This is a genomic window from Paracoccus ferrooxidans, from assembly GCF_029909815.1.
Lineage (GTDB): Bacteria > Pseudomonadota > Alphaproteobacteria > Rhodobacterales > Rhodobacteraceae > Paracoccus > Paracoccus versutus.
The window spans coordinates 924529-939017 of the sequence record NZ_CP038198.1 but is presented as its reverse complement, the minus strand read 5'-3'; the positions used below and the strand labels follow the sequence as shown (position 1 = coordinate 939017).

The 14489-nt window shown below is 68.8% G+C and carries 13 protein-coding genes; 6 read left to right on the top strand and 7 right to left on the bottom strand.

Annotated features, from left to right (window positions below; all coding sequences use genetic code 11):
- Window positions 1-17: 17 nt before the first annotated feature.
- The 6 genes from E3U26_RS04750 to E3U26_RS04725 form a co-directional block, all read right to left on the bottom strand.
- Window positions 18-263 (bottom strand): hypothetical protein, encoded by a 246-nt coding sequence (locus E3U26_RS04750; protein WP_499105619.1) that lies wholly within the window; start codon window positions 261-263, stop codon window positions 18-20.
- Window positions 264-675: 412 nt separating this feature from the next.
- Window positions 676-1533, bottom strand: coding sequence for a carbon-nitrogen hydrolase family protein (locus E3U26_RS04745; protein WP_499105779.1), 858 nt, complete (start codon window positions 1531-1533; stop codon window positions 676-678).
- Window positions 1534-1541: 8 nt separating this feature from the next.
- Window positions 1542-2123 (bottom strand): GNAT family N-acetyltransferase, encoded by a 582-nt coding sequence (locus tag E3U26_RS04740; RefSeq protein WP_499105618.1) that lies wholly within the window; start codon window positions 2121-2123, stop codon window positions 1542-1544.
- Window positions 2120-2545, bottom strand: coding sequence for a ketosteroid isomerase-related protein (locus tag E3U26_RS04735; protein ID WP_072462355.1), 426 nt, complete (start codon window positions 2543-2545; stop codon window positions 2120-2122). Before E3U26_RS04735 ends, E3U26_RS04740 begins: the two co-directional genes overlap by 4 nt.
- An 83-nt stretch (window positions 2546-2628) precedes the next feature.
- Window positions 2629-3297 (bottom strand): ABC transporter ATP-binding protein, encoded by a 669-nt coding sequence (locus E3U26_RS04730; protein WP_036753211.1) that lies wholly within the window; start codon window positions 3295-3297, stop codon window positions 2629-2631.
- A 4-nt stretch (window positions 3298-3301) separates the two neighbouring features.
- Complete coding sequence (locus E3U26_RS04725; RefSeq protein WP_499105617.1) at window positions 3302-5059, bottom strand: KpsE/RkpR family capsule polysaccharide export protein; 1758 nt, start codon at window positions 5057-5059, stop codon at window positions 3302-3304.
- A gap of 253 nt (window positions 5060-5312) precedes the next feature.
- On the opposite strand from E3U26_RS04725, the gene E3U26_RS04720 reads away from it, so the two are divergent.
- A complete protein-coding gene (locus E3U26_RS04720; RefSeq protein WP_036759960.1) occupies window positions 5313-6065 on the top strand; it encodes an ABC transporter permease in 753 nt (250 codons plus the stop codon).
- A 547-nt stretch (window positions 6066-6612) separates the two neighbouring features.
- On the opposite strand, the gene E3U26_RS04715 is transcribed toward E3U26_RS04720, so the two are convergent.
- Window positions 6613-9486: a calcium-binding protein gene (locus E3U26_RS04715; protein WP_499105616.1), complete on the bottom strand. Its 2874-nt coding sequence runs from the start codon at window positions 9484-9486 to the stop codon at window positions 6613-6615.
- 187 nt (window positions 9487-9673) lie between these two features.
- Between E3U26_RS04715 and rfbC the strand changes: the two genes are divergently transcribed.
- From rfbC to E3U26_RS04690, 5 genes are all read left to right on the top strand, one after another.
- Complete coding sequence (gene rfbC / locus E3U26_RS04710) at window positions 9674-10255, top strand: dTDP-4-dehydrorhamnose 3,5-epimerase (RefSeq protein WP_072463644.1); 582 nt, start codon at window positions 9674-9676, stop codon at window positions 10253-10255.
- On the top strand, window positions 10252-11289 hold the full coding sequence (gene rfbB, locus E3U26_RS04705) for a dTDP-glucose 4,6-dehydratase (protein WP_499105615.1): 1038 nt from the start codon (window positions 10252-10254) through the stop codon (window positions 11287-11289). The genes rfbC and rfbB overlap by 4 nt, the downstream gene beginning before the upstream one ends.
- Window positions 11286-12137, top strand: a complete 852-nt coding sequence (gene rfbD, locus E3U26_RS04700; protein ID WP_499105614.1) for an SDR family oxidoreductase — start codon at window positions 11286-11288, stop codon at window positions 12135-12137. The genes rfbB and rfbD overlap by 4 nt, the downstream gene beginning before the upstream one ends.
- Window positions 12134-13036, top strand: a complete 903-nt coding sequence (rfbA, locus tag E3U26_RS04695) for a glucose-1-phosphate thymidylyltransferase RfbA (protein WP_072463647.1) — start codon at window positions 12134-12136, stop codon at window positions 13034-13036. Before rfbD ends, rfbA begins: the two co-directional genes overlap by 4 nt.
- A 195-nt stretch (window positions 13037-13231) precedes the next feature.
- Window positions 13232-14281, top strand: a complete 1050-nt coding sequence (locus tag E3U26_RS04690) for a glycosyltransferase (protein WP_499105613.1) — start codon at window positions 13232-13234, stop codon at window positions 14279-14281.
- The last annotated feature ends 208 nt before the right edge of the window (window positions 14282-14489 follow it).

Here is a 14489-nt window from a genome sequence, read left to right as displayed (position 1 = left end):
CTCAGGTTGGGCAGACTCTACATCACAGCGAGGGAACTTCCGGGGGGCAGGTCAGCGACACTACCAAAATCGTAAGTAAACCGGAAATCGTAAGCAACTGGTCCGGCTCCCTGCTTTCTGGCGGCATCAGCAATCTGCCCCGAAAGTCTGGGAAAAGCCCCTTCTGCGCCATCGCGATACGCATACCGCTCGGAAATCTCGCGCAAATGCCCGATCTCATCGAGGGTCACGGCGCGGCCGCCGCAAAAATAGTAGTGGAACACGAAATCCAGGTCTACCCACCGAACGGAACTGGGCGGGAAACCGGACGTGAACTCGTGAGACGCGAACTCTGTCTCGCCGGGCATATAGGGCACGGCCTCGCAGCGGCAGTTGTAATCCTCGCCCGGATGGCCGGTGTCAGGCGGATCGTTTCATGAAAACACCCGGCATCGTTCGCGCGATGGGTCGTCCGCACCCGATCGTCGTTCCGGCAGCGCCAGACGTATTGCTCTGCCGGCCCCGCCTGTTTCAGGGTCAGGCGAATCGGAATGCCCTTGCGCAGATAAGCATCGAACGCCGTCCGATACGCTTCCGTATAGATCATGTTCATGCCAGAGAACCCCCCGTGTCGCCGGGGATACTCCAACAGAAACTGCCAAGATTCGGTTAATGGTGCGGGCGTTGCGGCCCGTTCTAATCCACCAGCCGCACCGCTGCACTCTCGCCCCAATGCGCGAAGGGCAGCACCCGCCCGTTGCGGCGGCTTTCGGCCACGAGGTCCAGGTCCACCTCGGCCTTGACCCATCCGGGCACGTCCATCAGCCCCTCGGCCAGGACGCCGCTTTCGGGCCACAGCCCGTCCGGGGGCGCATAGATCGCCGCGGCGCCGCGGTTCTCGTCGATGGCGGGGTTCCAGTCCACATCGCCCACGGTCGGCGCCTGCACCACGACGCATTGGCTTTCCAGCGCGCGGGCCATGGCGCCGATGCGGACCCGGTTGAACCCCGCCACCGTGTCCGTGCAAGAGGGCACCAGCACTACCTCGACCCCCGCCTCGGCCAGCACGCGGCCCAGCAGCGGAAACTCGCTGTCATAGCAGATCAGCACGCCCAGCCGCCCGACCTCGGTGTCAAAGACCCGCAGGCCGGGGGCGCCGACCACGTCCCAGTCCTCGCGCTCGAACCGGGTCATGACCTGCTTGTCCTGATGGCCGATCCGCCCCCGCGGCCCGAACAGCACCGCACGGTTGACCGGGCGCGGCCCGTCGAAACAGGGCCCCGAGGCGGCCAGGATATGCACCCCATGCCGCGCCGCCAGGTCCGCATGCAGCGCGTCGCGCGCGGCCTCGTGCCGGGCGACCTCGTGCAGCGAGGCTTCCAGGTCGCCCGCGACCAGCGGCCCGCCCAGCGAGGCCAGCTCCATCGCGCCATATTCGGGAAAGACCAGCAGGTCGCAATCGGCGGCCTGCTCGACCCAGGCCGAGATCTTGGCGCGATAGGCGTCCAGATCCGCCAGCCAGTCGAAGGGATAGGCGGCGGCGGCGATTTTCACGATCCGGCTCACAGGGTTTTCATCCAGAATTGCAGGGGTTTGCGGGAAGGTTCGGCCTCGCCGATGTCCTTCCATTCGAAGCCGGCGACCACGCCCGGCAAGGGCGCATAGCCGCGCTTCAGCCAGAACCCGTCCAGCGGGCGATAGCCCTGGGGCCGCAGCGGGTGGTCCTCGGGGCGGATCACGCTGCAAAAGGCGCTGTAGCGGCGGCCAAGCGCCCGGCCCTGCGCCTCGCGCCCGTCGAAGAAGGCGTGGCCCAGGCCATGGCCGCGATATTCGGGCAGCAGCACCGATTCGGCGCAATAGAAGATCTCGTCCAGCCGCTCGGGCCGGTTGGCGAAGGCGGCGGCGAAATCGCCGGCATGGTCCTCCATCGGCGCGCCGGTCGCGGCGCCGACCATGCGGTCGCCGTCCCAGGCCGCGACCACCACCGCGCCGGGCGACTGATAGGCGCGCAGGTAGTCGCGTTCATAATCCAGGTCGCCGTCGTAGAGATAGGGCCAGTCGCGGAACACCGCGATGCGCAGCCGCGCCAGGTCGTCCAGCGCGGCGGCGACCGCCTCTCCGGTCAGGGATTCGGTGCGGATCACGCCGAGACCTGCCCCGAAACCTCCCCCGAAACCTGGCGCGTCCAGTCGGCGAGGTTGTAATAGGTCGTCACCCGCGCGATCCGGCCGTCGCGGATGGTGAAGAAGGCGCCGGCGGGCAGGACGTATGTCTGGCCCTGCGCCTCGGGCAGGCCCTCGTCGGTCGCCAGATAGGTGCCGTTGACCACGAATTCCGCCGCCGCCCGGTCGCCCGCCTCGTTGGCGAAGATCACCATGTCGGTCAGTTCCTCGCGATAGCTGCGGGTCATATGGGCGTTGAACGCGGCGAAGGCGGCCTTGCCGCGGCGGATGCCGCCCTCGTTGACGTGATGCTCGACCTCGTCATGCAGATAGCCCAGCATCTCGTCGGTGCGGCCGGCGTTGAAGGCGTCGTAATAGGCGGCGATCAGGGCCTTGGTATCCATGGCGGTCTCCTTCTTTGGTTCCCCCTCTAGCGCGCCGGGTGCCTGTCGTCACCTCCGCCCTTTGGCGGAGATGGCCCCCCTTTTCACCTTGCTTGTGGGAGTCTCAGGATTTCCTCGTGCGTTTTGATTGCGTCTTCGATGTTTTCGAAGAGGATGAGGCCTGCGTTGTGCAGGACGGCGCCCATGGAGCACATGGAGCGGATCATCGGCATGGAATGGCTGACGACGATGGCCGAGGAGCGGGCCATGCGCTCGGCGAAGACGCGCTGGGACTTGGCGCGGAAATTGGCGTCGCCGACGCTGGTGACCTCGTCCACCAGATAGGTGTCGAAATGGATGCCCATCGAGGTGCCCATCGCCAGCCGCGAGCGCATCCCCGAGGAATAGCTGCCGAAGGGCTGGTGGTAATGCTGGCCCAGCTCGGCGAAATCGGCGACGTAATCGACCAGCTCGTCGGTGTCCACGCCGTAGATCCGCGCCACGAAGCGCACGTTCTGCGCCCCGGTCAGCTCGGGGTGGAAACTGCCCGAAAACCCCACCGGCCAGGAAATCGTGCCGTCCGACAGCACCCGGCCCGCGGTGGGCAGCACCGTGCCGGCGATGATCCGCAAGAGCGTCGACTTGCCGGCGCCGTTGCGGCCCAGCAGCGCCACCGAGGCCCCGGTCGGGAACTCGGCGTTCAGGTTGTCCGCCACCAGCGTCTCGCGGCCCTTGAGCCGGTAGATCTTGGTCAGGTTCTCGAGCCGGATCATCGCGCTAGCGGCGGTCGCGGACGCTGTAATAGACCAGCACCAGGATCGACCAGCCGGCCAGCAGCATGCCGGTGATCATCGCCCAGAGCCAGGGCCGGTTCGGCTCGGTCGCGCTTTGCGCCACCTTGGGCTCGATATGGGCGGCCAGGTAGCGGGCCTGGCGCTGCGCCTCGGCCAGCGCCGTCTCATGGGCGATGCGGGCCGAGCGATAGGCGCCCTCGGCGAATTCGCGGTCCACGGCCAGCTTTTCGTATTCCGCCATCAGCTGGGCATAGCTTTCGCCGGCCGGGCCCTGGCCCTCGGCGCCGAACTTGGCTCGCTCGGCCTCGATCAGCCGGCGCAGCGCGTCGATCTTCTGCTGGGACTGGGTGACGCGGTGGTCGGTGGGCTGGGCGTTGTCCAGAAGCAGGTCGTGGGCGACCAGCGCCTCGGCCAGCTGCGCCTGCAGCCCGCTCAGCACCCCCATCTGCCCGGCGAGGTCGGCCTCGGGGTCGACGATCTGCGAGCGCATGCGGAAGGCGGTCATCGCCTGGCGGGTCTCGGTCAGCTCGGCGCGGGCCTTGTCCAGCTCGGCCTTGGCCAGGCGGGTGGCGTCGTCCTGGGCGATGGTCGAGAGCGCGTTGATCTTGTCCGAGCTTTCCTGGAACACCGCGGCGGCGATCTCCTGCGCGTCCTGGGCGGTGAAGGCGCTGACCTTGAGCGTGATCAGCTGGGTGCCGCTGTCGTAGAGCACCTTGACCTGGCGCTGCCAGTAGTCGGTCAGCTCCTCGACATGGCCCTCGGGGTCGAAGGCGAAGACGAAGTCATGCGGCCAGGCGCGCGCGTAGCGGGCGCGCAGGTCGAGCCGGGCGTCGATCCTTTCGACCATGTCCTGGCTGCGGATGTATTCGTAGAGGATGTCGGTGTCCGAGGCGCTGCCGCCGGCGCTGGCCAGCGGCGCCAGCCCGCCCAGGAGGTCGATGGCGGGGGTGGATTGTTCCTTGCGCACCGAGAAGCCGACGGTCGAGACATACTGGTCCTCGGCGCGCAGCCAGAGATAGCCGGCCCAGAGGAGGCTCGGCAGCACCACCAGCGCCAGGAACGATCCCAGGATCAGCCAGTGCCGGCGCCGCGGCTCGGCCATGCGGGCGGGCGGGCGCAGGGGCTGGGCCGGGGCGGGGGCCGGGGCGGGGGCCGCCGGCCGGCGCGCGGGCGGCTGGGCGGCGGGCCGGGCGGCGGGCTGGGCCGGCGGCATGGGCCGGACCGGGATCGGCTGGCCCTGCGGGCGCAGCGCCGGCGGCTTGGCCTGGGACTGCGCCGCCAGCCGGCGCGCCCGCGCCGCCCGGCGCTCCCGCGCCAGTTCCTGCGCCGTCTTCTCCGGTGCCGTCTTCTCCTGCGCCGTCTTTTCCTGTGCGGCCTCCTGCGGTGGCTCCGGCTTCGCCTGCGCCGGGTCCTGCGCCGGTTCGGGCTGGCGCTTCGTCTCCGCCCGTGCCCCTTCCTGTGCCCCTTCCCGTGCCCCTTCCGGCGGCTTCGGCGGCGTCACGCCCAAGCCCTGCCGGTTCTGGAAGGGGCGCTGCGGGCCAGCCTGGGCGGTAGTCTGCGAGACAGCTTGCGGCCCCGGCCGGGATGCGGCCTGGGTTGCGGATTGCGGTGCGGGCGCGGCCGGCCGGGGCGCGACAGCCTCGGCCTCGGCCTGCCGCGGCAGGGCGGCGCCCGGCTGCCGGGTGGCGGGCTCGGCGGGCTGGCCGGCCTTGCCGCCGGCCGGTGTGGAGGGGGTGGTCACGGGCAGGTGCGCTTTCGCTGGTTTACCTTTCGGGCGCAGTTGTTACATATTGCCGCCCGTCCAGACCAGTGTTTGCGTTCACATGTCCGATACCGCCCCGGAAATCCGCCACCCCCAAGGCCCGGCCGGCCAGGCCCGTGCCGGCCAGGCCCGTGCCGGCGAAAGCCCAGCCGACGAAAGCCATGCCGGCGCAGCCCATGCGGGCCCGACCCGCCGGCCGCAGCGCCCGTCGCGCAACGGGCCGCGCTTTCGCATGCCGCGCACCGTGGTGGCCCTGATGCTGCGCGAGATGGCCACCAGCTACGGCCGCTCGGCCGGCGGCTATGTCTGGGCGGTGCTCGAGCCGGTGCTGGGCGTGGCGCTTTTGTCGGTGCTGTTCAGCATGGCGCTGCGCAGCCCGGGCCTGGGCTCGAACTTCCCGCTGTTCTATGCCACCGGCTACCTGCCCTTTGCCATGTTCACCGACCTGGCCAACAAGACCGCCGCCTCGATCCGCTTCTCGCGGCCCTTCCTGGCCTATCCCAGCGTGACTTTCCTCGATGCGCTGCTGGCGCGGGTGGTGCTGAACGCGCTGACCCATGTCGCGGTGATCGCCATCGTGATCGGCGGCATCTTCCTGGCCTACCAGCTGCCGGGGCCGGTGGACATGGCCGGGGTCTTCGAGGCGCTGCTGCTGGTGGCGCTGCTGGGCACCGGGGTGGGGACGCTGAACTGCTACCTGATGAACGCCTTCCCGGTCTGGGAGCGGATCTGGCACATCCTGACCCGGCCGCTGTTCCTGATCTCGGGGGTGATCTTCCTTTACGACATGATGCCGGTCCGGGCGCAGGACCTGCTGTGGTACAACCCGCTGATCCATTGCACCGGGCTGATGCGCCGCGGCTTTTACGCCACCTACGAGGCCAGCTATATCAGCCAGGCCTATGTCGTCGCCATCGCCCTGGTCTTCCTGCTCGCCGGCCTCGCCCTGCTCGAGAGAAACCACCAGAAACTCCTCGAACGATGATGCGCGGGGCGGCGTCGCCCCGGCCCGCCGCCTTTCCGTGATCCGGGCCGTGACGCACGCCATGTCCTGTGCCGTGCCCTCGCCGCCCAGGGCCGGATCGGAAGGCGCACCAGGCGGGCGCGCAGCCATCGGCCCCGCCGAGAGCACGAACCCATCGGCCCCAGGCCCGCCGGCACGGCAGAGCATCGGGAGTATCTCGGCCGCCGTCCCCCCGCCCTCCGGCACCGGCAGCGCCTCTGCATCCGGCCATGCCCAGGCCTGAACCCGCAGGCTCCAGGCCCGGCGCCGATCACGGGGCAATGCGCTGCGCCCCCCGACCGCCGCCGGAAAGCGGATGCGGCATTCGTGCAGGACGGCGCGCAGCGCCGCCGGGATCATCGCCGCATGATGCTGGAACACGCCGTGCAGGCCGCCGACCGCGACATCCCTTGGCCAGCAGGGCCGGGCGATGCGCTGCCGAGGGGGCGATGGTGCGCCACCCCGACCTTGCCGACCGGCTGCTGAGCGCCTCTCCGATCACGGGGCAATGCGCTGCGCCCCGCGACCGCTAGAGAAGCAGATCCGAGGCGTTCAACTGCTCCAGCCCGCCCAGCGCGATCGTCAACTCGGCCGTGCCATCGCCGTCCAGGTCGACCAGCAGCCGATGCGTGCCGGCCTGCGACCAGTCGGCGCGAACCTGCCCCAGCCCGGAAAAATCATCGGTGCCGATGAAGGTCAGCCACAGGCCAGAAAGGTCGATCCTGTCCTCGTTCGACTGGAAATCCAGGATGACATCAATGCTGCCGTCCAGATCCTCGGCGGCCGAGAACACGAACACATCGGCCCCAAGCCCTCCGGCCAGCGTGTCGGAGCCCGTCCCGCCAGCCAGCGTGTCGCTGCCGTCGCCGCCCTGAAGCAGGTCGTCGCCCGCCCCGCCGAACAGACTGTCATGGCCGGCGCCGCCGATCAGGGTGTCGTTGCCCTCACCGCCGAAAACGTCGTCGTTGCCTGGGCCGCCGTCGAGCAGGTCGGCGCCGAGATCGCCGAACAGGCTGTCATGGCCTGCCCCGCCAAGCAGCGTATCGTCTCCGTCGCCGCCATGGATCAGGTCGTGGCCTTCGTCGCCATGAAGTACATCCGCCCCTGCATCGCCGTAAAGCGTGTCATGGCCGGCCCCGCCGTTGAGCGTGTCATTGCCGTCGCCACCCCAAAGCATATCGTACCCATTGCCGCCGAGGAGCGTGTCGTTTCCCGATCCTCCTTCAAGGATGTCGTCGCCCGCATCGCCACGAAGCAGATCATTGCCGCCGTCGCCTCGCAGCGTATCGTTGCCATCGCCTCCATAGATGAGGTCGTCACCGTTTCCGCCCCAGAGCAGGTCGTTTCCGTCTCCGCCGTAGAGCAGGTCGTTTCCGTCGTCACCGCTTAGCGTGTCGTTTCCGACCTGGCCCCAGAGCGTATCGTCGCCCGCTCCCCCGACGAGGCTGTCGTTTCCGTCTCCGCCGAAGAGCAGGTCATCGCCCGCATCGCCACGAAGCAGATCATTGCCGCCGTCGCCTCGCAGCGTATCGTTGCCATCGCCTCCATAGATGAGGTCGTCATCGTTTCCGCCCCAGAGCAGGTCGTTTCCGTCGTCGCCGTAGAGCAGGTCGTTTCCGACCTGGCCCCAAAGCGTATCGTCGCCCGGCCCCCCGACGAGGCTGTCGTTTCCGTCTCCGCCGAAGAGCAGGTCGTTGCCTTCATGACCCATGAGCGTGTCGGCACCGGCCTCTGCCCTCAGCGTGTCGTTGCCCGCCCCGCCCTGTAGGTTGTCGTCCCCCGGTCCGCCCAGAAGCAGGTCGTTGCCGGCATGGCCGAAGACGTCCGAGCCGTTGCGGCTCGCGTTCAGCGTGTCGTTGCCCGCCGTGCCGGCCACCGTCGTGCGCATATCGGGGGCCGCGTAGTGCGCGATGGGGAAAAGCGAATTGTCAAAGGCGCTCGCCTGCAGCATCGTGTTGTCCCGTGTCATGACCCAGATAACCGAATTTCCGTAAAATATCCTGATTCCATAGCTTTCCGGCCGGAACCCCAGCTGCTCGACATTCCGGACCATGCCCAGGAAGGACAGGTCCAGCCGGTCCACTCCCGGCTCGAAATCGGTGATGGTGATCTTGCCGTTGACCTCGGCCGCCACAAAGATGTCCGCGCCGGCGCCGCCGGTCATCTGCACCGGGCTGCTGCCGGCGATCAGGATGTCGTCGCCGGCGCCGCCGTCCAGGCCGCGCGTCTCGGCGCTGGCCTGCATCATGTCGTTGCCTTCGGTTCCCGACTGCCAGCCTGCGCCGACTACCCGCGTCAGGCCGATCCCGCCCGGTTCGAAGACGAATTGCGTGATGCCGCTTTCCCGCCGCGACGAGGCGAAAAGCGCGATCTTGCCCTCGATCACCAGCGCCGAAAGCGCCGAGACATCGGCCAGCGCCCGGTCGTCGGCATCGACCAGCGTGGCCAGATGCATCAGCCGCCCCTCGGGCAGGACGGTGAAGACGCTGAGGCCGTCGTCGCCGCCGCCCACGAAGACGAAGGCGCGGCCGTCCAGGGTCGCGGTCGCAAGCGCGGTGGCGCCGGCAAAGCGGGTGCTGCGTTCGTCGATGACGTGATCGGCCGGCAGAAGCTCGCCCTCGTAGGTCAGGCGCATGGTGGTCAGGGACGAGCTTTGCGCCGCCGCGACCACCAGATAGGTCACGCCGCCGACCGCGACCGTGGCCAGGTGGCTGGGCTGGTCCATGCCAAGGCCGTGCCAGGACCACAGCATATGCGCCGTGCCGACCGAGCCGTCGGCATGGATCATCTGCACCGCGACGTAATTGCCCGTGGCCGAGGCCGAGATGAGGAAGCTGCGGTCGGCCAGGGTGGCCACCAGCATGTCGTCGATCTCGGTCCCCTGCACGCCCGAGCCGAGCGGCAGCGCCGCCTGGGTGACATGGGCGATGGTGCCGTCCGCGGCCTGCCGCCAGATGTCGAAGGCGGTCTGCCCGTCGCGGGCCGAATACAGGAAATTGCCCTGCGTCGTCTGGAACTGGCCCAGCCGGATCACGTCGCCGGGCAGGCCGGCCGGCCCGGCCAGGGGCGCCTCGGCGCGAAACCCGCCCTGGTCGTCCAGCCGGATGCCGGCGCCCAGCGCATCGCGCAGCCCGGTGCCGAACAGCACCGGCCCGTCCTTCAGCGTGACGATGCTGGCGTCCGGGGTGCCGCCGTAGCCCAGCGAGGCGGCATGGGGCTGGGCGCCGATCATCTCGATCGGCAGGTCGGCCGTGGTGACGCGATAGGCCGCGATGCCGCCGCCGACATGGGTGATGCTGTAGAGCGCATGCCCGTCCGGCCCGGAAAAACTCCGCAGATTCGTGATGTTGGTCACGAAGGGGGCCTGGGGGCCGATATAGGTGGCAACGTGACGGTATCGCATCGCGGGCTTCGTTGGTGGCGGGTCTGGTTCCTGTCCCGACAAGGTGCTGAACCGGCCTGCGAAGTCACGCGCAATTCCCCGTGCATTTTAATCTCCGCAGGCATAGGTTCGGCGCCAGCGCGCCGCTTGCGCGCCTTTGGGAGTTCCTCCATACGCATCCTGCGCAAGGCAAATCTGGTAGAGACAGATGCAGATCCAAAAGACCTCGCTTCCGGGCGTCCTGGTCCTTGTTCCGCGGCGGTTCGGCGATGATCGCGGGTTCTTTTGCGAAAGCTGGAGCCGCAAGACCCTGCACGAAGCGGGGCTGGACCTGCCGGAATTCGTGCAGGACAACCACTCGCTGTCGGCGGCGGCGGGCACCTTGCGGGGGCTGCATTTCCAGGCCCCGCCCCATGCCCAGGGCAAGCTGGTGCGCTGCGGGCGCGGGCGGCTTTTCGACGTGGCGGTCGATATCCGCAAGGGCAGCCCGACCTATGGCCAATGGACCGGCTGCGAGCTGTCCTTTGAAAACGGCCGACAGCTGTGGATACCGGCGGGCTTCCTGCACGGCTTCGTCACGCGCGAGCCGGACACGGAAATCCTGTATAAATGTACTGATTATTATGCGCCGGATTGCGACGGATCGGTGGTCTGGGACAGTATCGGCATCGACTGGGGCATCGCCGGCCGGCCGATCCTGTCGGCCAAGGACGCCGCCGCCCCGTCTTTGAACGAGTTCGACAGCCCTTTCACCTATGAAGGGCCTTTTGATTACGAGGCGAGATTATGAAGATTCTGGTTACCGGCGGCGCGGGCTTCATCGGTTCGGCGGTGGTGCGGCTGGCGGTGGCGCGGGGACATTCGGTGGTGAACCTCGATTCGCTGACCTATGCCGCCAATCCCGAAAACGTGGCCTCGGTTGCCGGCAGCCCGCTCTATGCCTTCGAACGGGCCGATATCCGCGACCGTGCCGCGCTGGACCGCATCCTGGCCGCGCACCGACCCGACGCCATCATGCACCTGGCCGCGGAAAGCCATGTGGACCGCTCGATCGACGGGCCGGGCGCCTTCATCGAGACCAACGTGACCGGCACCTACAACCTGCTCGAGGCGGCGCGCGCCTGGTGGACCGCGCAGGGCCGGCCCGAGGAGTTCCGTTTCCACCACATCTCGACCGACGAGGTCTTCGGCTCGCTGGGCGAGGCCGGGCAGTTCACCGAAGCCACGCCCTATGACCCGCGCAGCCCCTATTCGGCCTCGAAAGCCGCTTCGGACCACCTGGTCCGCGCCTGGCACGAGACCTATGGCCTGCCGGTGGCGCTGACCAATTGTTCCAACAATTACGGGCCGTTCCACTTCCCGGAAAAGCTGGTGCCGGTGGTGATCCTGAACGCGCTGCACGGCCGGCCGATCCCGGTCTACGGCGACGGTGGCAATATCCGCGACTGGCTTTACGTCGAGGATCACGCCGACGCGCTGCTGCTGGTCTTGGAAAAGGGCGTCATCGGCCGCAGCTACAACATCGGCGGCGAGAACGAGGCGAAGAACATCGACCTGGTGCGCACGATCTGCGCGCATATGGACCGGCTGCGCCCGGATGCCGCGCCGCATGACCGGCTGATCACCTTCGTCACCGACCGGCCCGGCCACGACCGGCGCTATGCCATCGACCCGACCCGCATCCGCGAGGAACTGGGCTGGCGGCCCTCGGTCACGGTCGAGGAGGGGCTGGCACGCACCGTCGAATGGTATCTGGAAAACGAGGACTGGTGGCGGCCGCTTCTGTCCCGCCAGGGTGTCGGCGAAAGGCTCGGCAGGGCATGAAGGGCCTGCTGGTCTTTGGCCGCAGCGGGCAGGTCGCGACCGAGCTTGCGCGGCTGGCGCCCGAGGCGCGCTTCCTGGGCCGCGATCGGGCCGACCTGGCCGATCCCGCGGCCTGCGCCGCGGCGATCCGCGCCTCGGGCTGCGCGGCGGTGCTGAACGCGGCCGCCCATACCGCCGTGGACCGCGCCGAATCCGAACCCGACCTGGCCCGCGCCGTCAATGCCGATGCGCCGGCCGCCATGGCGCGGGCGGCGGCGGAACTGGGCCTGCCCTTCCTGCATATCTCGACCGATTACGTCTTCGACGGCTCGGGCGAGCGGCCTTGGGTCGAAACCGACCCGACCGGCCCGCTGGGCGTCTATGGCGCCAGCAAGCTGGCCGGAGAGCAGGGCATCGCCGTCGCCGGCGGGCAATGGGCGGTTTTGCGCACCTCCTGGGTCTTTTCGGCCCATGGGGCGAATTTCGTCAAAACCATGCTGCGGCTGGGCGCCGAGCGCGAGGAATTGCGCGTCGTCGCCGACCAGCAGGGCGGCCCGACTCCGGCCGCCGACATCGCGGCCGCCTGCCTGGCCATGCTGGGCGCGATGCGCGGCGACGCCTCGCGCGGGGGGATCTATCACTTCGCGGGCAGCCCCGACACCAGCTGGGCCGGCTTTGCGCGCGAGATCATGGCGCAGGCGGGCCTGTCCTGCCGCGTCAGCGACATTTCAACGACGGATTACCCCACCCCCGCCCGGCGCCCGGCCAATTCGCGCCTGAACTGCGCCGCCATTCAGCGGGATTTCGGCATCAGTCGCCCCGACTGGCGCGCCTGTCTCGCCAAGGTCTTGCAGGAGCTGAAACCATGACCCAATCCCAGACCCCACCCAGCCGCCGCAAGGGCATCATCCTGGCCGGCGGCTCGGGCACCCGGCTTTATCCGATCACCATGGGCGTGTCCAAGCAGCTGCTGCCGATCTATGACAAGCCGATGATCTATTACCCGATCACCGTGCTGATGCTGTCGGGCATCCGCGAGATCGCCATCATCACCACGCCCGAGGACCAGGACCAGTTCCGCCGCCTGCTGGGTGACGGCAGCCAATGGGGGCTCAGCTTCGACTACCTGGTGCAGCCTTCGCCCGACGGGCTGGCGCAGGCCTATCTTCTGGCCGAGGATTTCCTGGCGGGCGCGCCCTCGGCCATGGTGCTGGGCGACAATATCTTCTTCGGCCACGGCCTGCCCTTGCTGCTGGAGGCGGCGGACCGGCGGGACACGGGCGGCACGGTCTTCGGATACCAGGTTTCCGACCCCGAGCGCTATGGCGTGGTCGATTTCGACCAGGCGGGCCGGGCGCGCGCCATCGTCGAGAAACCGGCCCAGCCGCCGTCGAATTTCGCCGTCACCGGGCTTTATTTCCTGGACGGCACGGCGCCGCGGCGCGCGGCCGAGGTCCGTCCCTCGGACCGGGGCGAGCTGGAGATCACCACGCTTCTGGAAAGCTATCTGCACGACGGCCAGCTGAGCGTCGAGAAGATGGGCCGCGGCTTTGCCTGGCTGGATACCGGCACCCATGCCAGCCTGCTGGATGCGGGGAATTTCGTGCGCACGCTGGAAAACCGCCAGGGCCTGCAAACCGGCTGCCCCGAGGAGATCGCCTTCCAGGCCGGCTGGATTTCCGCCGATGAACTGCGGGCCAGGGCCGGGCAATGCGCCAAGAATGCCTATGGCCGCTATCTGTTGCGCCTGCTGGGCGAGGCGGAGTAGCTGGCCCGCGATCCCGACGGCGCCTGTCCGGGGCAAAGCTTGCCGGGCAGGCCGCCTGCCGCGGCGTTCGGATCGTTGCGCGGCTTGCCGCGGATCGGCCGCCTGCCGCCCAGGCCGCTGCTTTATCCCCGCCGCGTCTCTTGCTAAGAAGCCCCGGTTTTGCGCCCCTTCCGCCAGCCAACCCGTGAGCCCGTCTTGATCCAGCCTGATCCTTCCCCTCCGGTCGTCGCGGCGGTCGTCGTCACCTTCAACCGGCTGGCGCATCTGGAAAAGACCCTGACCCGCCTGCTGGCCGAACCGCTCGATCACGTCGTGGTGGTCGAGAACGGCTCGACCGACGGCACGCGGGAATGGCTGGCCGGCCAGCACGACCCGCGGCTGCTCGTCATCGAGATGCCGCAGAACGGCGGTGGCGCGCTGGGGTTCGAGGTCGGAATGCGCGAGACCGGCCGCAGGCTGGACCCCGACTGGATGGTGCTGATGGACGACGACGCCCGCCCGGCGACCGGCGCCATCGTCCGGTTCCGGCAAGGCCTGGCCGAGGGCCGCTGGCCCGGCGCCGAGGCGCTGGCGGCGGCGGTGCGCTTTCCCGGCGGCCGGATCTGCGAGATGAACCGGCCCTGGGTCAACCCCTTCGGCGACCTGCCGGTTTTCCTGCGCGTGCTGGCAGGGGGCGGCCGGGCGGCGTTTCACATTCCTGACAGCGACTACGATGCGCAGGCGCCGCGGCCCCTGGACGGCACCTCCTTCGTCGGCTTCTTCGTGTCCCGCGCCGGGGTGGCCCGCGCCGGCTATCCCGATGGCCGGCTGTTCATCTATGGCGACGACGTTCTGTATTCGCTGGGGCTGACCCAGGCCGGCGGGCGGCTGCTTTTCGCCCCGAACCTGGAGTTCGAGCATGATTGCGCGACGCAGACGGCGGGGGCGATGCCCCGGCCGCTGTGGAAGGTGTATTACCTGCATCGCAACGCCTGGTTCGTCTATCGCCGGGTCGCGGGGCGGCTGTTCTTTCCGCCGCTGATGGCGCTGATGCTGCTGAAATGGTTGCGCAAGGGCCGCCTGCTGCCCCCGGCCGAGCGGCGCATCTGCCGCCGGCTGATTCGCCTGGCGGTGCGGGACGCCTTCCGTGGCGAGCTGGGGCGAAGCCATGCCCAGATCATGGCCCTGGCCAATGGTGCCGGAACGGCCGCCGCACCGGCCAATGGCGCCGGCACCGGCCCGGCCGCCGCCGGCGATGAGCGCTGAGCCGCTCGGCTATCCGAAGCCGCTCTCCGGCCTCGACTTGGCGGATCCCGTGCCGTTGCGGGACCACTTGGCGGCCGAAAAATGCATTGCCCCGGCTGTCGTGGAAGGCATCGCCCGAGTGCAGGGGGGCCAGAAGATGCGAAAACAGGCTGCCGGCTGGGCGCCCGCGTGATACGGTTCGGCCATGGCTGCCGGCCCGGATTGCCGA

What these genes read in the sequence shown, in the direction of transcription:
- rfbD (WP_499105614.1), top strand. Translation starts at nt 11,286, where the DNA reads ATGAAGGGCCTGCTGGTCTTTGGCCGCAGCGGGCAGGTCGCGACCGAG.
- rfbA (WP_072463647.1), top strand. Translation starts at nt 12,134, where the DNA reads ATGACCCAATCCCAGACCCCACCCAGCCGCCGCAAGGGCATCATCCTG.
- rfbC (WP_072463644.1), top strand. Translation starts at nt 9,674, where the DNA reads ATGCAGATCCAAAAGACCTCGCTTCCGGGCGTCCTGGTCCTTGTTCCG.
- rfbB (WP_499105615.1), top strand. Translation starts at nt 10,252, where the DNA reads ATGAAGATTCTGGTTACCGGCGGCGCGGGCTTCATCGGTTCGGCGGTG.
- E3U26_RS04730 (WP_036753211.1), bottom strand. Translation starts at nt 3,297, where the DNA reads ATGATCCGGCTCGAGAACCTGACCAAGATCTACCGGCTCAAGGGCCGC.
- E3U26_RS04720 (WP_036759960.1), top strand. Translation starts at nt 5,313, where the DNA reads ATGCCGCGCACCGTGGTGGCCCTGATGCTGCGCGAGATGGCCACCAGC.
- E3U26_RS04715 (WP_499105616.1), bottom strand. Translation starts at nt 9,486, where the DNA reads ATGCGATACCGTCACGTTGCCACCTATATCGGCCCCCAGGCCCCCTTC.
- E3U26_RS04735 (WP_072462355.1), bottom strand. Translation starts at nt 2,545, where the DNA reads ATGGATACCAAGGCCCTGATCGCCGCCTATTACGACGCCTTCAACGCC.